This window comes from Nonomuraea sp. bgisy101 (assembly GCF_057708945.1).
The window spans coordinates 140008-158651 of the sequence record NZ_JBYITD010000005.1; the positions used below are offsets into that span (position 1 = coordinate 140008).

21 protein-coding genes and 1 pseudogene are annotated in these 18644 nt (G+C 70.4%); 14 read left to right on the top strand and 8 right to left on the bottom strand.

The window, feature by feature from the left end; translation table 11 throughout:
* The first annotated feature begins 179 nt into the window (after nucleotides 1-179).
* The 5 genes from AC3EO4_RS11305 (at nucleotide 180) to AC3EO4_RS11325 (ending at nucleotide 4371) form a co-directional block, all read left to right on the top strand.
* On the top strand, nucleotides 180-983 hold the full coding sequence (locus AC3EO4_RS11305) for a universal stress protein (RefSeq protein ID WP_431895238.1): 804 nt from the start codon (nucleotides 180-182) through the stop codon (nucleotides 981-983).
* A gap of 259 nt (nucleotides 984-1242) precedes the next feature.
* A complete protein-coding gene (locus AC3EO4_RS11310) occupies nucleotides 1243-1512 on the top strand; it encodes a DUF1876 domain-containing protein (RefSeq protein ID WP_379568507.1) in 270 nt (89 codons plus the stop codon).
* A 153-nt stretch (nucleotides 1513-1665) separates the two neighbouring features.
* Nucleotides 1666-2748: a carboxylate-amine ligase gene (locus AC3EO4_RS11315; protein WP_431895241.1), complete on the top strand. Its 1083-nt coding sequence runs from the start codon at nucleotides 1666-1668 to the stop codon at nucleotides 2746-2748.
* A gap of 63 nt (nucleotides 2749-2811) precedes the next feature.
* Complete coding sequence (locus tag AC3EO4_RS11320) at nucleotides 2812-3405, top strand: Rv1733c family protein (protein ID WP_431895243.1); 594 nt, start codon at nucleotides 2812-2814, stop codon at nucleotides 3403-3405.
* A 123-nt stretch (nucleotides 3406-3528) separates the two neighbouring features.
* Nucleotides 3529-4371 carry a universal stress protein gene (locus tag AC3EO4_RS11325; protein ID WP_431895244.1) on the top strand — a complete coding sequence of 281 codons (843 nt, stop codon included), beginning with the start codon at nucleotides 3529-3531 and terminating at the stop codon, nucleotides 4369-4371.
* An 84-nt stretch (nucleotides 4372-4455) separates the two neighbouring features.
* On the opposite strand, the gene AC3EO4_RS11330 is transcribed toward AC3EO4_RS11325, so the two are convergent.
* The 5 genes and pseudogenes from AC3EO4_RS11330 to AC3EO4_RS11350 form a co-directional block, all read right to left on the bottom strand.
* Entirely contained in the window at nucleotides 4456-4830 is a 375-nt protein-coding gene (locus AC3EO4_RS11330; RefSeq protein WP_431895246.1) for a CBS domain-containing protein, read from the bottom strand.
* A complete protein-coding gene (locus AC3EO4_RS11335) occupies nucleotides 4827-5408 on the bottom strand; it encodes a CBS domain-containing protein (protein WP_488186338.1) in 582 nt (193 codons plus the stop codon). The genes AC3EO4_RS11330 and AC3EO4_RS11335 overlap by 4 nt, the downstream gene beginning before the upstream one ends.
* Before the next feature lie 2 nt (nucleotides 5409-5410).
* Nucleotides 5411-6094, bottom strand: coding sequence for a CBS domain-containing protein (locus tag AC3EO4_RS11340; RefSeq protein WP_431895249.1), 684 nt, complete (start codon nucleotides 6092-6094; stop codon nucleotides 5411-5413).
* A gap of 83 nt (nucleotides 6095-6177) precedes the next feature.
* The gene (locus AC3EO4_RS11345) at nucleotides 6178-7293 is read right to left on the bottom strand and encodes an acetate--CoA ligase family protein (protein ID WP_431895560.1); all 1116 of its coding nucleotides are present in this window, start codon (nucleotides 7291-7293) and stop codon (nucleotides 6178-6180) included.
* Nucleotides 7294-7371: 78 nt separating this feature from the next.
* Nucleotides 7372-7482, bottom strand: a pseudogene (locus AC3EO4_RS11350) (hypothetical protein); the annotation flags it as partial.
* Between the two features lie 449 nt (nucleotides 7483-7931).
* Here AC3EO4_RS11350 and AC3EO4_RS11355 point away from each other — a divergent pair.
* From AC3EO4_RS11355 to AC3EO4_RS11380, 6 genes are all read left to right on the top strand, one after another.
* Nucleotides 7932-8378, top strand: a complete 447-nt coding sequence (locus tag AC3EO4_RS11355) for a cation transporting ATPase C-terminal domain-containing protein (protein ID WP_431895251.1) — start codon at nucleotides 7932-7934, stop codon at nucleotides 8376-8378.
* Nucleotides 8356-9075 (top strand): universal stress protein, encoded by a 720-nt coding sequence (locus tag AC3EO4_RS11360; protein ID WP_431895253.1) that lies wholly within the window; start codon nucleotides 8356-8358, stop codon nucleotides 9073-9075. The genes AC3EO4_RS11355 and AC3EO4_RS11360 overlap by 23 nt, the downstream gene beginning before the upstream one ends.
* Nucleotides 9072-9620: a universal stress protein gene (locus AC3EO4_RS11365; protein WP_431895254.1), complete on the top strand. Its 549-nt coding sequence runs from the start codon at nucleotides 9072-9074 to the stop codon at nucleotides 9618-9620. Before AC3EO4_RS11360 ends, AC3EO4_RS11365 begins: the two co-directional genes overlap by 4 nt.
* Before the next feature lie 100 nt (nucleotides 9621-9720).
* The gene (locus AC3EO4_RS11370) at nucleotides 9721-10122 is read left to right on the top strand and encodes a hypothetical protein (RefSeq protein WP_379568487.1); all 402 of its coding nucleotides are present in this window, start codon (nucleotides 9721-9723) and stop codon (nucleotides 10120-10122) included.
* 84 nt (nucleotides 10123-10206) lie between these two features.
* Nucleotides 10207-11625 (top strand): WS/DGAT/MGAT family O-acyltransferase, encoded by a 1419-nt coding sequence (locus AC3EO4_RS11375; protein ID WP_431895257.1) that lies wholly within the window; start codon nucleotides 10207-10209, stop codon nucleotides 11623-11625.
* A 75-nt stretch (nucleotides 11626-11700) separates the two neighbouring features.
* Nucleotides 11701-12492, top strand: coding sequence for a helix-turn-helix domain-containing protein (locus tag AC3EO4_RS11380; RefSeq protein ID WP_379568483.1), 792 nt, complete (start codon nucleotides 11701-11703; stop codon nucleotides 12490-12492).
* Between the two features lie 39 nt (nucleotides 12493-12531).
* On the opposite strand, the gene AC3EO4_RS11385 is transcribed toward AC3EO4_RS11380, so the two are convergent.
* Nucleotides 12532-13650 carry a globin domain-containing protein gene (locus tag AC3EO4_RS11385; protein WP_379568481.1) on the bottom strand — a complete coding sequence of 373 codons (1119 nt, stop codon included), beginning with the start codon at nucleotides 13648-13650 and terminating at the stop codon, nucleotides 12532-12534.
* Nucleotides 13651-14168: 518 nt separating this feature from the next.
* Here AC3EO4_RS11385 and AC3EO4_RS11390 point away from each other — a divergent pair.
* From AC3EO4_RS11390 to AC3EO4_RS11400, 3 genes are read left to right on the top strand one after another with little or no spacing between them, the layout of a single operon-like run.
* Nucleotides 14169-14858: a gamma-glutamyl-gamma-aminobutyrate hydrolase family protein gene (locus AC3EO4_RS11390; RefSeq protein WP_379568479.1), complete on the top strand. Its 690-nt coding sequence runs from the start codon at nucleotides 14169-14171 to the stop codon at nucleotides 14856-14858.
* Nucleotides 14859-14893: 35 nt separating this feature from the next.
* Entirely contained in the window at nucleotides 14894-15814 is a 921-nt protein-coding gene (locus AC3EO4_RS11395) for an alpha/beta hydrolase (protein ID WP_431895260.1), read from the top strand.
* Nucleotides 15811-16602: an enoyl-CoA hydratase/isomerase family protein gene (locus AC3EO4_RS11400; RefSeq protein ID WP_431895261.1), complete on the top strand. Its 792-nt coding sequence runs from the start codon at nucleotides 15811-15813 to the stop codon at nucleotides 16600-16602. The genes AC3EO4_RS11395 and AC3EO4_RS11400 overlap by 4 nt, the downstream gene beginning before the upstream one ends.
* A gap of 10 nt (nucleotides 16603-16612) precedes the next feature.
* Here AC3EO4_RS11400 and AC3EO4_RS11405 read toward each other — a convergent pair whose 3' ends face one another.
* Both AC3EO4_RS11405 and AC3EO4_RS11410 read right to left on the bottom strand, forming a co-directional pair.
* The gene (locus tag AC3EO4_RS11405; RefSeq protein ID WP_379568473.1) at nucleotides 16613-17794 is read right to left on the bottom strand and encodes an acyl-CoA dehydrogenase family protein; all 1182 of its coding nucleotides are present in this window, start codon (nucleotides 17792-17794) and stop codon (nucleotides 16613-16615) included.
* 229 nt (nucleotides 17795-18023) lie between these two features.
* Entirely contained in the window at nucleotides 18024-18611 is a 588-nt protein-coding gene (locus AC3EO4_RS11410; RefSeq protein ID WP_379568471.1) for a class I SAM-dependent methyltransferase, read from the bottom strand.
* Nucleotides 18612-18644: the final 33 nt, after the last annotated feature.

An 18644-nucleotide genomic window follows, 5' to 3' on the forward strand; every position in this document is an offset into this window, starting at 1 on the left:
GCCCCGGGGAGCCGGGAGCCCGGGCCCCGCTTTGTCAACGGCTTGCGACATGATGGCGGGCCCGCGACCGTGACTTCGCGCCCCTTGCCGTCACCCTGGTGGGTAGGAGTTCGCTCGCTGAGCTTCTGAGCGTGGACTTCACTCGCCGAGTGCGCTCGGTGCCGTTGAGGGGATTCTCCATGGAACGCGTCATCGTCGGATTCGATGGCTCTCGCGGGGCGGCCCTGGCCTTGGCATGGGCGGCGCACGAGGCCGAGTTGCATGGCGCGGAACTCCTCGCGTGGACTGTCCTGCCGCAACGACCGGTGGTCGAGGAGGCCGTCCTGAAGGCGATACGGCGCGCCGTACATGAGACCGGTGACATCCGCCGTGTCACCTGCCGGCTGGGATACGGCGCGGTCGCGGCCGAGCTGACGGGAGCGTGCACCGGCGACGACCTGCTGGTCGTCGGGTCTCGTGGTCGCAGCCAGTTCACCGGCATGCTGCTGGGATCGGTCAGCAGGGCGTGCCTGCATCACGCCCCCTGCTCGGTCACCGTCGTCCCCGACCGCCCGAAGGCGCAGCGCGCTCACGGTCGCGTCATCGCCGCCGTCGACGGATCGCTCCACGCCCGATTCGGGCTGCGCCAGGCGGGCCGAGAGGCCGCTCTGCGCGGCGCCGTCCTCCTCGTGGTCCACGCCGTGTACTGGGACCCTCTGGGCGTCGAGCTGATGACCCCTGGCGGCGAGCAGCTTCACGCGTGGGGTGAGAAGCTCGTGGCGGACGAGGTGAGCTCCGCCGGCCTGAGCGCGGAGGCCGTCGTCGTCGACGGTCACCCTGCCGAGGTCCTGACGCGCCTGAGCGCCGACGCCGACCTGCTCGTCCTCGGCTCACGGGGGCACAACCCGCTGTCCGGTTCGCTTCTGGGTTCCACCAGCGACTACTGCGCCCAGCACGCCGCCTGCCCTGTCATGATCGCCCGGCCGCCACGGACGGATACGTGACCGGCCCGGCAGCGGCAGCGCCGACCGCCTGCCGCCCGAGGGCGGCCGTGGCGTGAGCGGTCGACATCAGCCGGCGGCGGTGGCCGCGTGGCCGCGAAGCCAGATGGCGGTCTGCATGAGCCGATCGGCTCCGCGCCCGGTGTGACCTTCGCCCTTGCCCTCAGGGCCTTTCGCCCCTGTCCTAGCAGCTCGCCGGACGGATGGATGGGAGGTGAGGCATCCGTCGTGAAGAGTCGACGCCTGTGCAAGGAAGGTCGTCATGGAAGCCAAGCAGTGGACCGTACAGATCTACATCGACGAGGACGGAGACGACACCTCGGCCAAGGCCGTACTCATCACGAGGGACGGCATGAGCCTGTCAGGAACCGGGCGGGCACATCGCAACCCGGCTGATCAGGCGATCGCGGAGATAGGCGACGAGCTGGCCGCCTCACGCGCACTCGCCGATCTCGCCGACAAGCTCGCCGTCGTCACGCAGCACGACATCGACCGCTTCGTCGAGGCCCCGACGCCCAAGTGGTCTTGGTGAGCGGAGGCGTTCCGCGCCCGAAGGGGCGGCGTCATGGCCCGGCCGGAGCGCTGCTTCCCCTGCTCTCGGCAGGCGACCGGCTCGGGCCCATCGACGCCCGATCCGGGACCAAAGCCTCCTGCGCCGGGTGATCCCGGCTCCGATGCTGGAGCCATGACAGTGACGGATCGCGGGACGTTCCCGCTCACGATGGGGGTGGAGGAGGAGTTCATCCTCCTCGACTCGGACACCGGTGCGCTCGCGCCCGTGGCGTCGCAGCTGCTGGCCGACCTTGAGGGTCACGCCGGCATCAAACCCGAGGCGATGCGCTACCAGCTCGAGACCGTCACCGGCGTCTGCGCGTCGCTGGAGCAGGTGGCGCGTGAGGTCGCCCAGCGCCGGGAGATCGCGGCGGAGGCCGCGGAGCGGCTCGGCTGCCACCTGGTGGCCTCAGGGGTCGCACCCGGATGTCTTCCGGGACTGGCGCCGCTCACCGACCATCCGCGCTATCGGGAGCTGGCAAGGCGTCATCCGAGGCTGGTGGCCACGACCGGCACCTGCGGATGCCACGTCCACATCGGCATCCCCTCGAGAGAGATGGGCCTGCAGGTGATCGGACGGCTGCGACCATGGCTGGCGACCTTGCTCGCCATCAGCGCCAACTCTCCCATCGCCGACCACCGGGACACCTCCTGGGCCAGCTGGCGATATCGCCGCTGGTCGCGGTGGCCGTCGGCGACTGCGCCCCGGGCCTGGCCCAGTGTCGAGGACTACGACGCGGAGGTGCGCGCGCTGATCAGGTCAGGCAAGATCCTGGACGAACGCTCGGTCTACTTCTACGCCCGGCTGTCGCCGCGCTACCCGACCGTCGAGGTACGCGTCATGGACACCTGCCTCAGCGCCGATGACACCGTTCTCGTCGCCGCGCTGGTGCGAGCGATGGTGGCCACCGCCATGGAGGACGTCCGGGCCGGCACGCCTGTCACGCCGCTTCCTGACCACCACGTCGCAGCTGCTCTGCGCGCCGCCGCGCGGTATGGACCGGGTGGGCTGACCGTGGCGCTTCCGGACCGCATCGCCCTGGCCGAGCCGGTCTCCACACGTCTGGCCGAGTTCGTCCAGCGCGGCACCGGCGCCGAGCGGCAGCGGCTGCTGTGGAACCGCTCCAGCACCCTGCAGGAGTTCGCGAAGCTCATGGCCGACGCCACTCTCGGCTCGACCGTTCCCGCCCCGTCCAGAAGCGAATACGTGGTCTGAGACGGGTCACGATCCGTCGACGCCGTTGACCCGATTCCCCTGCGGGCCGACAGGAGGTGTGTCATGAAAGCCGCGATCACCTGGATCATGTGTCGTGTCCGCCGGTACCGGCCGGACGACAACGCGCTGAGGCGGCCTTCCGACCGGCTGGAGGCGGCCGCCCTGGCCGTGACGGCCATCCTGCTCGTCCTGAGCGTCTGGCCTGCCGTCCTCGTGGCCGAGCACGTCTCCGAACAGGAGCGCAAGGACGCGGCCGAACGGCACCATGTCTTGGCGACGCTGCTGGAGGACGCGCTCGCCATACCGCTGTCGCTCGGGCGCGGGGCCTCGCCAGGCAAGCGGGTCGCCGTGCGATGGGTGACGCCCGAGGGGGAGCAGCGCACCGGAACGGTTGCGCTCCAGAAGGCCGCCGGCAAGGGTTCCACGGTGAGGGTGTGGATCGACGGCGCCGGTGAACTGACCACGCCCCCGCCCACACCCGGCACGATCGGCTTCACATCCATCAGCACGGCCGTCCTCGTCGTGATGGGCGCGGCATGGGTGCTGTACGGGGGCTTTCTGGGGTTCAGGCGGGCGCTGGACCGGCGACGGTACGCCGGCTGGGACCGCGCCTGGGCGCAGGCGAACGCCCGCTGGCGCCGTCCACATCAGTCATAGGCTGGACGATCTCCGTGAGGGCACGGGTCGCTCGGGCCGAAGGTCCTTCGAATTGGGGACCTCCGACTCGTACCACCCTATGGCCCGATCGAGAAGCTGGAGGAAGGAGAAGAGGAGGCTGCCATGCCTGACCTGAGTTCGATCGTCGTGGGGACAGACGGATCCGAGCCGGCGACGAAGGCGGTCGAATGGGCCGCGGCCGATGCCGCCCGTAGGGGGCTGGCACTGAGAATCGTCCACGTATGCGAGCGCTGGGGCTTTCCGGAGGAGAGGGGGTACTGCGAGGGAGCGCTGGCGGCGGCCGCCGACCATGCCCGCCTCTCCGGTCCCGGTGTGGAGATGACGACAGAGCTGCTGCCCGGGCACGTCGTCGAGACGCTCGTGCGGGAGTCCGCCACCGCCGACTCCGTCGTGCTGGGCAGTCGAGGGCTCGGTGGGTTCGGCGCTCTGCTGCTGGGCTCGGTCGGGCTGGCGGTCGCCGGGCACGCGGAGGCGCCGGTCGTCATCGTGCGCGAGCCGGAGAGGCCGGAGCGCGGGGAGGTCGTGGCGGGCTTCGACGGGTCGGAGCACTCCGAGGCGGCTCTGGACTACGCGCTTGAGCAGGCGTTGGCGCGAGGTGTTCGGCTGCACACCGTCTACGCGTGGCAGATGCCGGTGGCCGGGCCGCATGCGGCCGGCTCCGGCGAGATCATGGCTCGGGCGGCCGACGACGCGTCGGGCATCGCGCGTGAGCGGCTGGCCCGGTGGCGTGACGAGCACGGTCACATCGAGGTCAAGGAGTCGTTCGTGTGCGAGCACCCGGTCGCCGCGTTGGTCGACGCCTCCAAGACCGCCGCCCTGCTCGTGGTCGGATCCCGGGGAATGGGCGGGTTCGCCTCCGCCGTGCTCGGCTCCGTCAGCCACGGGGTGCTGCACCACGCCCACTGTCCCGTCGCGGTGGTCCGCCCGCGCAAGGAGGCGTCATGACCGTCGGGATGTCGCGGGGACGATGGACGCGTCAGGCGCCGCCCCAGATCGGCAGGTCGGCTGCGACGTCGTTGCGCCTCCACGTCAGCTGATCGTTGACGGCGACGACGCCGTCAACGCTCTCGGCGGCGCGCACGGTTCAGGCGTGGTGACGACCGCGGGCGAGGTCATCAGTTCGCGTGCGGTCTCACCTGTCGCCTTTCGCGGGCTGCCCGTTCGATGCCGCAGTCGCGCGCGCAGCGGCGGCCGGTAGAAGTCGCCGTAGTAACGTTCCTTGAACTCCTCCTTGCACAGCAGGTCGACCTCGGAGACGACGCCGAGTACGTGGTCGGCGTCGTCGATGACCGGGACGCCGCTGACGCCACGCTGGATGAGCAGCTCGGCGACCACGTGGAAGGCGGCGTCGGCGTTGACGGCGGCCACGTCGGTGGTCATCACGTCCCGGACGGTGGTCCTCACGGTGTGCTCCTGTGGGTGACCCGGACGATGCCGGGGACTGTTCTGGTGATCACGTCGGCGACGTCATCGGCGGGTCCGGTCAGCTCGGCGATCCCGTCGTGGACGGTCACCTCGAGGCCGGGGTACTGCTCGCGCAACGCCGCGAGCACGTCGTCGCGCAGGCTGGAGTCGGGACGGGCGAGCATCGCCGTCAGGTCGCGCCTGCTGACGATTCCGACCAGCGCGTCCCCTCGGATCACCGGCAGGCTCTTGACCCGCAGGCCGACCATGAGCTCGATGGCGGTGGTGACGTCGGTGGTCTCCGTCACGGTGATCACCTTGCCGCTCATCACCTCGCCGACGGTCGGCGGCGGCGGCTCGTCCAGCCCGTTCACCGGACGCAGTCGTGCGCGGGGGTCGGGCTCGAACTCGCCGCGCAGCAGGTCCAGCTCGCTCACGATGCCGATCACCCGGCCGGTGTCGTCGACCACGGGAGCCGCGGTGACGTCGTGGTGGTGGAGCAGGCGGACGGCCTGCCGTACCGGGTCGGTCCTGCGGACCGTGACCACGGGGCTGGTCATCACTTCTCGGACGAGCATGACTAGCGCCCGTCCCAGACGGGTGTGTCGTCCTCGTCCCAGATCAGGTTGTCGACCACGTCGACGACGCCGTTGACACGCTGGGTCATCCTGGCCGCGATCGCGGCCGAGCTGCGCCGGTCCATGCGCCCGTTCAGCGTGACGATCCCGTGGTCGACGGTGACCGTGACCTGTGAAGGATCGTTCCACAGGGCGCGTTCGAAGACGTCCTCCCGTACGTCCTTGGCGATCTCCTCATCATCCCTGACGAAGGTTCTCAGCAGGTCGCGTCTGCTGACGATGCCGACCAGGCAGCCGTCGTCGTCACGGACGACCAGCCGCTTCAGGTCGTGCTCATCCATCAGCCGTGCGGCCGCGACGACCGTGGCCTCTCTGGAGATCGACACGGCGGGCGCGCTCATCAGCTCGTAGGCGGTGTCTCCCGTCGCCTTGCGCTCGGCGTCGCGATGGCGCCGTCTGACCCGCAGCGGGGGACGGTAGCCCTCGCGGTAGAACAGCTCGCGGAACTCCTCCTTGCGGAGCAGGTCCGCCTCGGAGATCACCCCGGCGACCCGGCCGTCGGCGTCCACGACGGGCACGGCGCTGATGCCGTGCTGGATGAGGGTCTCGGCGACGTCCTTGAACGGGGTGTCGAAGTCGACGGAGATGACCTGGCGGGTCATGACATCTTCCACTCTGGTGCGCATGATGTGTGTCCTCCTTCGGTTCCATCCCAGCCGCCGAAGGGCGGGCGGGACAGGGGCCTAAGTCCCCGCGCAGCCGCCGTTGGTCAGCGCAGGCGGCGGCGCAGCGGTGACGGCCTGGCCTGCGGCGGGGCCAGTCTGATTCGTGCGTCGACGGTCGCCGCGTCGCGCTCGGTCACGATGACCGGGTTGAGGTCGAGCTCGGCCACCTCGGGCAGGTCGTCCATGAGCCGGCCCACGCGGGCGATCTGGTCGGCCAGCGCGGTCACGTCCACCGGGGCGGCGCCGCGATAGCCGTACAGCACGCAGCGCAGCTCGCCGATCAGCTCCACCGCCTGGGCGACGCTCAGGGGCGGCACTCTGAAGGCGCGGTCGGCCAGCAGGTCGGCGGCGATGCCGCCCATGCCGACCATGACCAGAGGGCCGAAGGCCGGGTAGCCGACCCCACCCACGATGATCTCCACGCCCGCTGGGATCTGATGCTGGACGATCGCCCCGGTCATCCCCTCGATCGTGGCCGCCATATCCCGGTAGGCCCGCCGTACCTCGTCCTGGGTCCGAAGGTTCATGCGGACGCCGCCGACGTCGCTCTTGTGCACAGGGCCGATCGCCTTGAGCACGGCGGGCAGGCCGACACGGGCGGCCGCGCCGGCGGCACTCGCGGGGCCGTCGGCGGCCACGGACTCGCAGACGGCGATGCCGTAGCAGCGCAGCAGCCGGGCGGCGGCGGTGGGGGAGAGCCACCCTTCGGGCTCGGCCCTCACGATCTTCCGCGCGGCCTCGACGTCGGCGTCGGGCGGCTCGGCGGCCGGTTCCGGACGCCACTCGGCGTAGTGAACGGCATGGGCGAGCGCGGCGAGGGCCTGCTCGGGGAAGGCATAGGCGGGCACCCGCCCGTCGATCATCCCGCCATGGCCTATCACACACGCCAGCACGGTCGTGGTCGCCGATCGGGTGGCGACCGCGATCGCCTCGCGGGTGGCCTCCAGGCCGGACCCGAACGGCGGGGTGTAGACGACGAGCACGGCGTCCACCTCGGCTCCGGCGACGAGGGCTTCGACGGCGGCGCCGAGTTCGCGCGCGCTCGCCTCGGCGGTGAGGTCCACCGGGTTGCCGAGCGCGGCAGCGGGCCGCCCGGACACCAGGCCCGGGGGTAGTTCGGGGACGACGAGGCCGTACCGTTCGCAGGCGTCGGCGGCCATCGCCTCCGGGCCGCCACAGTTGCCGACGATCGCCACCCGCCTGCCGCGCGGCAACGGCTGGCTGGACAACAGCCTGGCCGTGTCGATGAGGTCCTGCAGGGTGTCGACCCGGATCACTCCCGAGGCACGTACCAGGGCGTCGACCGCGACGTCGGGGGTGGCGGCGGCCGCGGTGTGTGAGCGCACCGCCTTGCTCCCCGGGGACGGGGATGCACTCCACGACCGCCACCAGCCGGTCTCTCAGGGTGGCGACCAGGGCGTGGCCGCTGTAGGTGTCGTCGGTGATCGTGTCCATGTAGGCGTGGGCCGTGGCCCTGCCTCCGGAGAAGAAGCGCAGGTAGGCCGAGCGCTCGGAGCACCTGTCGACCAGCTCGTGCAGCGCCTGCCGGTCGGTGGGCGCGAGAGGCCGCACATGGGCGATGTCGCCGTCACGCAGCAGCACGTCACAGCCGTCAGTCATGCTGAACCTCTCCTGTCGCGGGGCACGGCACACGGGGCCGTCCGAGCGAAGCGAACATGGCACACCTCCTGCTTCCCACGCTCCCCAGAACGGAGGTGGATGGGGAGTGCCGTAGGACCCCCGAGCAGAGGGCGAAGGTCCCTATCCCTCGGGCTGGGCGGCAGCGAGCCTGGCAGGTATGACGCGGGTGTCCACGACCAGACCGGGGCTCAGCGCCGGCGAGGCCGCCGAGAGGTTGGCCGTCGAGGGGCCGAACGTCCTGCCCAAGGCCTCGCACACATCGGCAGCGGTCCTGCTGTCGCGCCTGCTGGCCACGGCCTCCGGCACGGCCTTCGCCGCCGTGGTGCTCGGCCAGTTCGCCAACGCGTGGGCCTGCCGCAGCGAGTCACGCCGGATCGGCCGGATAGGCCTGCTCGGCAACCCCCTGCTGATCGCCGCTGTCGCCTTCGAGGTCGGTGTGCTCCTGCTGTTCCTCGGCCTGGCCCCGCTCGCCGGGCTGCTCGGCGGCTCCTTCCCCACCCCGGCCGGCTGGGCGCTGGCGAGCCTCGCCATACCCGCCGTGATCCTCGCGGACACCACTCACAAGACCTGGAGGCACCGCCATGAACGTCATCGTGGGATATGACGGCTCCGACTATTCGATGCAGGCTCTGGACTGGGCCATGGACGAGGCTGAGCTTCGCAAGCTGCCACTCACCGTCGTGCACGCCTGGCAGTGGCCGTACGGCGAGGCCGACGAGGAAGCCAAGTCTCACCTGCGCAAGGCCGCCGACCACGTGCTGTGGCACGGTGCCGAATGTGCCCGGCACGCCGGCTCGGTCGGCAAGGTCGAGACCGACCTGTACGAGGGTTCGGCCGTCGAGCGGCTCGTGACCTTGTCAGAGCAGGCCGAGCTGGTCGTCGTCGGCTCGCGCGGCATGGGTGGGCTTCCGCTCGCCGTGCTCGGCTCGGTGGCGACGCAGGTCGCGACGCTCGCGAGCTGCCCCGTCGTCGTCGTCCGCGGAGCGGGACCGCTGCCCTCACCGGCACATCCCGGCCCTGTCGTCGTGACCGAGATGGAGGAGGCCGTGCTGGAGTTCGCCTTCAAGGAGGCGTCTCAGCAGCGGCTGCCCCTTCTCACGCTCGCGCCGCTTCCCGAGAACTGGAGAGGCCGATACCCGGACGTCCCTGCGAAGGCCGGAACCGAGGTACCGCAGAATGCCAGCCTGCTGGTGGCGGGCCGTCCCCGGCACGGCCACCTCGGTCGCCTCGCCGACGCGCTGCTGCGCGAGGCCCGCTGCCCCGTCGCCGTCGTCCCGCTGTCACGGGAGGTCACGCCATGAGCCGCGGATCCACGCTCAAGGAGCGCGAATCGCTCCCGGCCACCGACGACGCCGGCACCAGGCGTGTCGTGGTCGGCGTGGACGGCTCCGCTGCGGCACGGGATGCGCTGACCTGGGCCGCGGAGGAGGCCGCGCGGCGGCAGGCGGCCTTGGTGATCGTGCACGCATGGGAGAGCCCGTCGCCGTATCGGGCGCCCTACGCGCCCGCGTCCGTGTGGGTCGGGCCGGAGTGGGCGCGAGACGAAGGGAGAGCTCTTCTCGACCGGATGGCGGCCATCGCGTCCCGCGTGTGCCCGTGGTCGGCAGTGGAGAGGCGTCTGGTCGAAGGCCGCCCTGCGGAGGCGCTGCTGGCGGCTGCCGAGGGCGCGGACCTGCTGGTCCTGGGGGCTCGGGCGCAGATGGCGGGCGACGGCAGGCTCGGCGCGACGGTGCTCGCCTGCCTGCGATGGCCGCCATGTCCGGTGGTCATGGTGCCCGTCGTGCCGCTGGAGACGGCAGCACGCTCCGAGCCCGCTGCTTCGAGGCTCCACGGCACGTGCCTGTGATACGGCGACGGTCCAACGCCTCCGGCAGGAAGGGTCTTGTGGCCCTGCCGTCCACGCGACGGGGCTTGGAACGCTTGTCGTGGACAAGGAGGTGGGCAGGATGAGACTGACCTGGAAGGACGCCGTGGCCACGACGCTGGTGTGCGCGATCGTGGTGGTCTACGCCCTGTTCGTCGCCGGAGCCGACCTGCCTGTCATCCACCATGTGGGCGGAACCACCAGCGTGATCGTGATGCTCGGGACGGTCGCGGGGTGCGAGATGAGCAGAGGAGACCTCTACACGAGGCCACGCTCGCCCGCCACGCTCCTCTACATCGTCCTGGCGTGCACGTTGGGAATCGCGGCTCTGCTGTCCAGCGTGATCGCACTCGTCACGGCCAGCGAAACCGCGCTGCTGGTGCTCTTCGCCGCCACGGTCGCGCTGTGGCTGATCTCAACGGTGCGGCATGCGGTGACTCGTGTTCCTGCTGTTGATCGGCCCGTCCGCCGCTTGGCCAGGTAGGCGGGCACTCGGCTCGGCCTACCTGGGACGAAACCCGACGCGTCACAGTGGACCGCTGACCAGGGGCGGGTGAAACCTGAGGGTATGAGGCAGTTGAGCGCCCTGGACGCGCAGTTCCTCAACTTCGAGACAGACACCAACGTCGCCAACATCGGAGGGCTGGCGATCCTCGAGACGAGCCTGTCCAGAGAGGCGATCCTGGCCCGGCTGAAGGACCGCCTGGCCGGGACGCCGCAGTTGAGACAGCGGCTGGCACCCGTCCCGCTCGGCCTGGATCACCCTTACTGGGCCGACGACGCCGCACTCGACCTCGACTACCACGTGCGTGAGCTCGCCCTCCCGTCACCCGGCGACGACAGGCGGCTGGGTGAACAGGTGGCGCGGCTGCACGAGCGGCGGCTGGACCGCGGGCGCCCGCTGTGGGAGATGTACCTGATCCACGGGCTGGCCCAGGGCCGCTCCGCGATCTACACCAAGCTGCACCACGCCGCCGCCGACGGGCTGACCGGCGCCCGGGTCCTGGCCGCTGTCATGGACCCCGCACCTGCCCCCGTCACCTACGATCCCGAGACCGCGCCGGATCTCCTGCACATGCTCGCCAGGAGTGCGCGACACGCCGCCGCCAATCCCGTGCACCTGCTGAAGTTCCTGGCCGAGGTGGCGCCTGCGCTCGACCAGCTCCCCATCGTCTCCCGGCTTCCTGCCGCCGGATGGCTGGCCAGGCTGGTCCGTCCCGGATCGCTGCCTGACCTGCCGGACTTCGCGGCTCCGCACACACCGCTGAACGGCGCGGTGTCGGCCCATCGGAGCTACGCCTTCGTCGAGCTGCCGCTGGAGGAGATCAAGCGGATCAAGGACGCTCGGGGGGTGAAGGTGAACGATGTCGTGCTCGCGCTGTCGGCTTCAGCGCTGCGGCGCTGGCTGCTCGCGCATGAGGCGCTTCCCGACGTGCCGTTGGTCGCCGGCGTGCCGTTCTCCCTCCGGGGGAGGGACGGCGAGCGGCTCGCCAACCAGGTGACGCTCATGATGATCCAGTTGCCGACGCATGTGGCCGACGCTACTGAGAGGTTGAGACTGGTCGCCGAGGCGATGCGGCAGATCAAGGATCGGTTCGACCTGGTGTCGGCGAGCTGGTTGAGGGAGTTGAGCGAAAGCGTGCCCGCCCCCCTCAACGCACTGGCGGACCGAGCGGCGTTCGAGGTGGTCGGCAGGACGATCCCGCCTGTCAACGTGATCGTTTCCAACGTCCCAGGGCCGCAGTTTCCGCTGTACATCGCGGGGGTCAGGCTGCTGGCGCACCATCCGGTGTCGGTGGTCACGGATGTGAGCGGAGCCGTGAACATCACGGTCTTCTCCTACGACGGTCGCCTCGACATAGGGGTCACCGCCTGCGGGAGGCTGGTGCCCGACGTGTGGGCCTATGCCGACTACCTGCGCGAAGCGTTGGACGAGCTCACGATCTGTCAGGGCAGGGGCACGGCGCCGGAAGCCCACTCGCCATGACCGCCTCCTGCCTGCGCGGCGCGATTACGTCCCAGGTAATCGTGATGATTCCTTTTTGCCGCTAGCGTTCGCTGCATGGGAGCGCTTGCCGTACATGACGAGACATTTGGTGACCTGCTGCGGTCCTGGCGCCAGCGGCGTCGGGTCAGCCAGCTCGACCTGGGCATCGAGGCCGAGGTGTCGGCCCGGCACATCAGCTTTCTGGAGACGGGCAGGGCCAAGCCCAGCAGGGACATGGTGATGAGGCTGGCGGAGGAGCTGGACGTGCCGCTGCGCCACCGCAACAGGCTGCTCGTGGCGGCCGGGTTCGCCCCCGTCTTCCCCGAGCGGGAGGTGCGGGCGCCGGAGATGCAGGTGGTACGGCAGGCGCTGGACAAGATCCTGGCCGGGCACGAGCCGTACCCCGCGCTGGTCGTGGACGCGGCGTGGGACCTGGTGGCGGCCAACGCGGCGGCGGCGATGTTCATGGAGGGCGCACCGGCCGAACTGCTGAAGGAGCCGATCAACGTGATGCGGCTGTCGCTGCACCCGGAGGCGATGGGCGGGCGGCTGGTCAACCTCGCCGAGGTGCGGGCCCACCTGCTGCACCGGCTGAGGCGGCAGGCCGAGGCCTCGGGTGACGGGCGGCTGGCCGAGCTGCACGACGAGGTGGCGGCCTACACCTATCCGGGCGTGGACCTGAACGTGGCGCACGCCCCAGGGATCGCCGACATCATGGTGCCGTTGCGGATCAGGCACGGTGACAGGATCCTGTCGATGTTCACGACCATCGCGACCTTCGGGACGCCGGTGGACGTGACGGTGTCGGAGCTGGCGATCGAGACGTTCTGGCCGAACGACGAGGAGACGGCCGCCGTCTTCCGCTGACGCCCGCGACCCACCGGTCGTCCGGGACGACGCCCGGGGTCAGTGCTCGCCCTGGGCGATGTCGCGGTGGATGCGGGTCGCCGGGACGCCGGCCGTCTGCAGTCTGAGCACCGTCTCGTGCACCATCGCGGGGGGCCCGCACACGTACACCTCGTGCTCGGCCCACGAGTGGAAGCGCTGCATCACCTCGGGCAGGTGCCCGCGCATCCCGTCGTAGGACGGCTGGTCCGACACCACCGGCAGCACCCGCAGCCAGGGGAAGCCCGACTCCATGCGGATCAGGTCGGGCAGGTCGTACAGCTCGGCGGCGGTCCGAGCGCCGTACAGCAGGTGGATGTTGGGCCGCCTGCCCGAGGTGATGATGTGGTCGATGATCGCCTTGATCGGTGCGAGCCCGGTCCCGCCGGCCACGCACAGCACGTCCCTTCCGCCCGCCTCGTGCGGGATCATCGTGCCGATCGGCGGCCCGAGCATGATGGTGTCACCGATCCGCGTGTGCCGTACCAGCGTGGTCGAGACCCAGCCGCCCGCCACCCCGCGCACGTGCAGCCTGATCGTGTTGTCCTCGCGCGGCGCGTTGGCGATGGAGAAGGTGCGCCAGACCCGCGGCCAGCGCGCGGTCTGCACGTTGATGTACTGGCCCGCGACGTACGGCAGGCGCTGCGTGGGCTTGAGCGTGAGGACCGCGATGTCTTCCGTGCGCTGCTCGTGGTCGATGACGTCGGCCAGCCACCAGGCGGGCGAGACGCCCGAGTCGGCGTCGGCGGAGTCGATCATGAGGTTGGCCGCGGCCGTGTACGCGGCCACCCAGGCGGCCTCGATCTCGGCGGTCCAGATGTCGGCGGCGAAGCGTCTGACGGTGGCCAGCAGGGCGTTGCCCACCGCGGTGTAGTGTTCGGCGATCACGCCGTACTTGCGGTGGTCGCGGCCGAGCTGGCCCAGATAGGAGGCGAGGCTGTCCGGACTGTCCAGGCTCCACACGATCCGGGTCAGCGCGCTGAAGAGCCGGTCGCGCTGGACGTCCATGGCTGGCGGGAACATCCCTCGCAGGTGCGGGTTCTCCGCGAACAGCCGGCCGTAGAAATAGGCCGCCGCCTTGTCGGCGACGGGTTCGATGACGGAGAAACTCTCCTTGACGAGGCGCGGATTCAACGACATGCCTTTTGACCCACCCTTTGACCAGAATGCTATTCCAGTCTGTCGTTCCACCTCCCTGACGGCTCCGGGTTGCGAGCGTCTGGACAGCCCCGGCTCCTCCATACGCTCATTTCGGAGTGTTACACCGGCTCCCTGGAGTCACAACCGTTTCACCTCAATACGGTGCGAATCTGAACTATCCGTAACGGTACCGTTATTTTCTGCAACCAGGAGTCGATACATTGGGGGCGAGAAAAGTGAATGCGTATCGCATTCACGCTTCGTGAAAAGTCGGCGCGTTCGCGGAGTCGTCTTTCCGCGCCGCCGGGCCTCCCGCCCCGGCCAGGCGGTAGCGGACGCTCGTGCCTGGCGAACCGGGTGGGCGGACCGGGCGCCGTGATCGGGTGCGCCGGAAGTGACAGCACTGATACCCGGGATAGGTGACATAACCGAAATCGCGTGCGCCATGATGGACCAGGAACCTGGTCGCCATCTTCGACGTGGGTCGCCCGTCCTCCTGCTTGCCCTCTGGAGCGCGCATGTCTCGACCGCTGATCGGCATCACCGCCTACTTCGAGGCCGCCCGCTGGGGCGACTGGGTGAGGGAGGCCGTCCTCGGGCCGCCCTCCTACGCGAAGGCGGTCGAAAGGGCGGGAGGCGCGCCCGTCCTGCTGCCCCCGCTCAACCTGCACGCCATCGACGCCTACGTGAGGGGCCTGAACGGCATCGTCCTGGCCGGAGGCGCCGAAGTGGCCGGCTCCGTCTACGGGGCCGACCAGGACGACAGGGTGGCCGAGCCGCAGCCGCACCGCGACAGGTTCGAGCTGGCGCTGGCCCGCGCAGCCGTCCAGGCCGACGTGCCGATCCTCGCGGTGGCGCGCGGCATGCACGTGCTGAACGTCGCCCAGGGCGGCACGCTGATCCCCTGGCTGCCCGACGTCCTCGACCACGAACGGCACGCCGCGCACGGCCGGCCGCACGTCATCCAGGTGAGCGTCTCCAGCAAACTGGGCAAGGCGCTCGGCGACCGGATCGAGGTGACCGCGCCGCACCACCAGTCGGTCAAGCGGCTCGGTAACGGCCTGCTGGCGGTCGCGTGGGCCGACGACCAGATCGTCGAGGGCATCGAGTTGCAGGGGCACAGGTTCGGCGTCGGCGTCCAGTGGCACCCCGAGCGGGGCGAGGATATGCGACTGTTCGAGGCACTCGTGGAGGCCGCCCGATACTGATGAGAAATGGGGTGGCTCATGAGTAAGCTCGGATCATGAGCTTGCATCCCCAGGCCAGGGCTTATCTGGAGCTCTACCCCTCCGACCTCGGCCTCGACCCTGCGAGCCTGGGCCAGGCGGAGATCGAGCGGATGCGCGCCGCCGACGGCCTGGCCGACAGGCGCGGCCCGCTGACGCGCCTGCCGTTCGTGCGTGACGCGCTGGCCGACGACGTGCCGATCAGGGTCTACCGAGCCGATCCTGGCGACCACACCCTGCCTGTCATCGTCTACTTCCACGGCGGCGGCTGGGTGTTCGGCAGCGTCAGGCGCAACGACGCGCTCGGCAGGGACCTTGCCGTCAGGACCGGCGCGGTGGTGGTCTCGGTCGACTACCGGCTCGCGCCCGAGCACGCCTTTCCCGCCGCCGCCGACGACGCGTGGACCGTGGTGCGCGACATCTTCGCCCGCCCCGCCTTCTACCAGAGCAACGGCCGCGTCGCCGTGATCGGCGACAGCGCGGGCGGCAACCTGGCCGCGGTGGCCGCGTGGCAGGCGCGCGACGCCGGGCTCACCCTGGCCCACCAGGTGCTCGTCTACCCGATCACCGACGTGGCCATGGACACCGCCAGCTACCGCGACCACGCCAAGGGCTACGGGCTCGACGCCGAGGAGATGGCCTGGTTCGTGGAGCGGTACGCCGCCGCGGCCGACCCTCTCGACCCGCGGCTGTCCCCGCTGCGCCTGCAATCCTGCGCGGGCCTGGCGCCGGCGACCGTGGTGACCGCCGAGCACGACGTGCTGCGCGACGAGAGCGAGGCGTACGGCGCGCGCATGGCGGCCGAGGGCGTGAGCGTCGAGGTGCACCGCTATCCCGGCATGGTGCACGGCTTCTTCGGCCTGCCCGGCTGGTTCGACCAGGCGGAGGAGGCCCGCGCGTTCGTCGCGGACAGGCTCAGGGCGGCGCTGGCGTCGTGAGCGGATTCGACGGCTTCGACAAGCTCAAGGTCGACTGGGCGGCCGACGGCGTCCTGCGGATCACGATCAGCGAGCCGAGCAGGCTGAACGCGGTCGACATGACCGGCCACCGCGAGCTGGCCGAGATCTGGCGCGACCTCGACCGTGACGAGGAGGTGCGCGCCGTCCTGGTCAGGGGCGAGGGCGCGGCCTTCTCCGCCGGCGGGGACCTGTCGATGATCGAGGAGATGACCCGCGACCACGCCACCAGGCTGCGCGTGTTCACCGAGGCCCGCGACATCGTCTACAACGTGCTCAACTGCTCCAAGCCGGTGGTCAGCGCCATCCAGGGCCCGGCGGTGGGCGCGGGCCTGGCTGTCGCGCTGCTGGCCGACATCTCCGTCGCCGGCCGTACTGCCCGCATCATCGACGGGCACACCAGGCTCGGCGTCGCGGCGGGCGACCACGCGGCGATCATCTGGCCGCTGCTGTGCGGCATGGCCAAGGCCAAGTACCACCTGCTGCTGTGCGAGCCCGTCACCGGCGAGCAGGCCGAGCGGATGGGCCTGGTGAGCGTCTGCGTCGACGACGCCGAGGTCCACGACAAGGCCATGGAGATCGCCGTACGGCTGGCCGAGGGCTCGCAAGAGGCCATCAGGCTGACCAAGTACTCGCTCAACAACTGGCTGCGCATGGCGGGGCCGACGTTCGACGCCTCCCTCGCCATGGAGTTCCTCGGCTTCTCCGGGCCCGACGTGCAGGAGGGCGTCAGGGCGCTCCGCGAGAAGCGCCCCCCTTCCTTCTCCTGACCCGCACGGGTCAGAAGCTTCTGGGCAGCCCCAGCACCTGCGTGGCCAGGTAGTTCAGCAGCAGTTCCTCCGTCACCGGCGCCACCTTGCCGATCCGCGCGTCCGTCAGCAGCCGCGCCACCGGGTACTCCAGCGAGTAGGCCATCCCCCCGTGCGTCTGGAACGCCGCGTCGGCCGCCTCCCATGCCGCCTGCGACGCGGTCAGCTTGGCGATGTTGGCCTCGGTGCCGCACGGCAGCTGCCGGTCGAAGGACCACGCCGCCTTGTACAGCATCAGCCTGGCCAGCTCGATCTTCGCCTTCACCTGGGCGAGAGGGAAGGCGATCGCCTGGTTCGAGCCGATCGGCCGCCCGAACACCTCCCGCTCCTTGGCGTAGCTCACCGCCACCCGCAACGCCACCTCCGCACCGCCCAGCGCGGAGGCCGCCAGCAGGATCCGCTCGGGGTTGAGGATGTCCCACAGCACGATGGCGCCCTGGTCGATCTGGCCGACCGCGCTGGAGGCCGGGACCCGCAGGTCGTCGAAGAAGACCATGTTCGACGGCGTGGTGTTGGCGCCCATCTTGGGGATCGGCCGGAACGACAGCTGCCCGGCGGCCACCGCCTCCGGCACGTTCACCAGGAACACCGTCATGCCGTTGGTGCGCGGCCTGGCCTCGGCCGCCGGGATCGTCCTGGTGACCAGCATCATCCAGGTGGCCCGCTGAACGCCGGTGATCCAGATCTTCTGCCCGTTGATCACGTAGTCGCCGCCGTCGCGCCTGGCCGAGGTCGTGATCGCCAGCGAGTTGGAGCCCGCGTCGGGCTCGGTCAGCGCGAAACACGTCTCGATCTCGCCCGTGGCCAGCTTGGGCAGCAGTTCGGCGCGCTGCTGCTCGTTGCCGTGCCTGGCCAGGGTCAGCGCCCCGAAGCCGGGCGTGAGCACGTAGGTGAAGGCCGATCCCCCCGCCGCTCCGGAGGCCGCCAGCGTCTCGGTCGCGACCGCCAGCTCCAGCAGCCCCTGCCCGCCGCCCCCGAACTCCTCGGGTACGGCCAGGCCGAGCCACCCGCCTTTGGCCAGCTCCGCCCACACCTCCTCGGGCCACCGTTTGTCGGCCTCGCAGCGCTGCCAGTAGTCCATGTCGTAGCGTGCGCAGATGTCCCCGACGCCCTTCTGGACGGCAAGCGCGCTCTCGGGAAGCGTGAAGTCCACGTGATCACTCCATTCTCGTTGCGTGCGCAATCGTAGAACGAAGTTCTGTACCTTCGACAGAGCGAAACGGCCGAGATCACTGACGTGACGGCGACCGGCCGGAGTCCCGCTGGAGCACGCGTGATGGACGGGCGGTCACCGGTGACCACGGTGGCCTCGGCCGTGCGAAGCCGTAGGAAGAGAGAACGCCGTACGGCGGAGAGAGCCGTACGGCGGAGAAAAGGGACGGTCAGCGCGGCCGGCGCGCGTGCAGCACAAACGCCGGCGGGGTGTTGCGCCAGACCGTGCGACCCAGGACGACCTCCTCGAACCGCTCGCCGAGCAGCGTCCGGAAGCGGCGCGCCGAGGCCAGCGGCATCGCGTGCACGTAGGAGAACGTCGTGAAAGCCCCGGAGGGGCACAAGATGGAAGTGACCGCGCCGAGCAGCTGCCGCTGCAGCTCCTCGGGGAAGGCCGCCCACGGCAACCCGCTGACCACCACGTCGGCCCTGACCAGATTGCGCTCGCGCAGCAGGTCGGGCAGGCGCGCCGCGTCGTCCTGCGCCACGTCCACCCGGGGGAAACGGTCGGCGAGCAAGGTGGCGAGCTTCGGGTTCAGCTCGACCGCCAGATGGTGGCCGCGCCCGTTCAACCTGCGCTGGATCTCCGCCGTGAAAGGGCCGGTGCCAGGACCCAACTCGACCACGGTCGGCTCGCCGCGCTCGGGCACGGGCGTGCAGACGGTCTCGGCCAGCCGCCGGGAGCTCGGCGCCAGGGCGCCGATCGTGCCGGGCGAGCGCATGAACTGGCCGAGGAACAACGTGGTGTCGTTGGGCATGTGACAACGTTACGGTGCGGGGTCAAGACTCAT

What these genes read in the sequence shown, in the direction of transcription:
- AC3EO4_RS11390 (WP_379568479.1), top strand. Translation starts at nt 14,169, where the DNA reads ATGTCTCGACCGCTGATCGGCATCACCGCCTACTTCGAGGCCGCCCGC.
- AC3EO4_RS11320 (WP_431895243.1), top strand. Translation starts at nt 2,812, where the DNA reads ATGAAAGCCGCGATCACCTGGATCATGTGTCGTGTCCGCCGGTACCGG.
- AC3EO4_RS11355 (WP_431895251.1), top strand. Translation starts at nt 7,932, where the DNA reads ATGACGCGGGTGTCCACGACCAGACCGGGGCTCAGCGCCGGCGAGGCC.
- AC3EO4_RS11345 (WP_431895560.1), bottom strand. Translation starts at nt 7,293, where the DNA reads ATGGCCGCCGACGCCTGCGAACGGTACGGCCTCGTCGTCCCCGAACTA.
- AC3EO4_RS11370 (WP_379568487.1), top strand. Translation starts at nt 9,721, where the DNA reads ATGAGACTGACCTGGAAGGACGCCGTGGCCACGACGCTGGTGTGCGCG.
- AC3EO4_RS11395 (WP_431895260.1), top strand. Translation starts at nt 14,894, where the DNA reads ATGAGCTTGCATCCCCAGGCCAGGGCTTATCTGGAGCTCTACCCCTCC.
- AC3EO4_RS11365 (WP_431895254.1), top strand. Translation starts at nt 9,072, where the DNA reads ATGAGCCGCGGATCCACGCTCAAGGAGCGCGAATCGCTCCCGGCCACC.
- AC3EO4_RS11410 (WP_379568471.1), bottom strand. Translation starts at nt 18,611, where the DNA reads ATGCCCAACGACACCACGTTGTTCCTCGGCCAGTTCATGCGCTCGCCC.
- AC3EO4_RS11335 (WP_488186338.1), bottom strand. Translation starts at nt 5,408, where the DNA reads ATGCTCGTCCGAGAAGTGATGACCAGCCCCGTGGTCACGGTCCGCAGG.
- AC3EO4_RS11305 (WP_431895238.1), top strand. Translation starts at nt 180, where the DNA reads ATGGAACGCGTCATCGTCGGATTCGATGGCTCTCGCGGGGCGGCCCTG.
- AC3EO4_RS11340 (WP_431895249.1), bottom strand. Translation starts at nt 6,094, where the DNA reads ATGCGCACCAGAGTGGAAGATGTCATGACCCGCCAGGTCATCTCCGTC.
- AC3EO4_RS11360 (WP_431895253.1), top strand. Translation starts at nt 8,356, where the DNA reads ATGAACGTCATCGTGGGATATGACGGCTCCGACTATTCGATGCAGGCT.
- AC3EO4_RS11315 (WP_431895241.1), top strand. Translation starts at nt 1,666, where the DNA reads ATGACAGTGACGGATCGCGGGACGTTCCCGCTCACGATGGGGGTGGAG.
- AC3EO4_RS11310 (WP_379568507.1), top strand. Translation starts at nt 1,243, where the DNA reads ATGGAAGCCAAGCAGTGGACCGTACAGATCTACATCGACGAGGACGGA.
- AC3EO4_RS11385 (WP_379568481.1), bottom strand. Translation starts at nt 13,650, where the DNA reads ATGTCGTTGAATCCGCGCCTCGTCAAGGAGAGTTTCTCCGTCATCGAA.
- AC3EO4_RS11380 (WP_379568483.1), top strand. Translation starts at nt 11,701, where the DNA reads ATGGGAGCGCTTGCCGTACATGACGAGACATTTGGTGACCTGCTGCGG.
- AC3EO4_RS11375 (WP_431895257.1), top strand. Translation starts at nt 10,207, where the DNA reads ATGAGGCAGTTGAGCGCCCTGGACGCGCAGTTCCTCAACTTCGAGACA.
- AC3EO4_RS11325 (WP_431895244.1), top strand. Translation starts at nt 3,529, where the DNA reads ATGCCTGACCTGAGTTCGATCGTCGTGGGGACAGACGGATCCGAGCCG.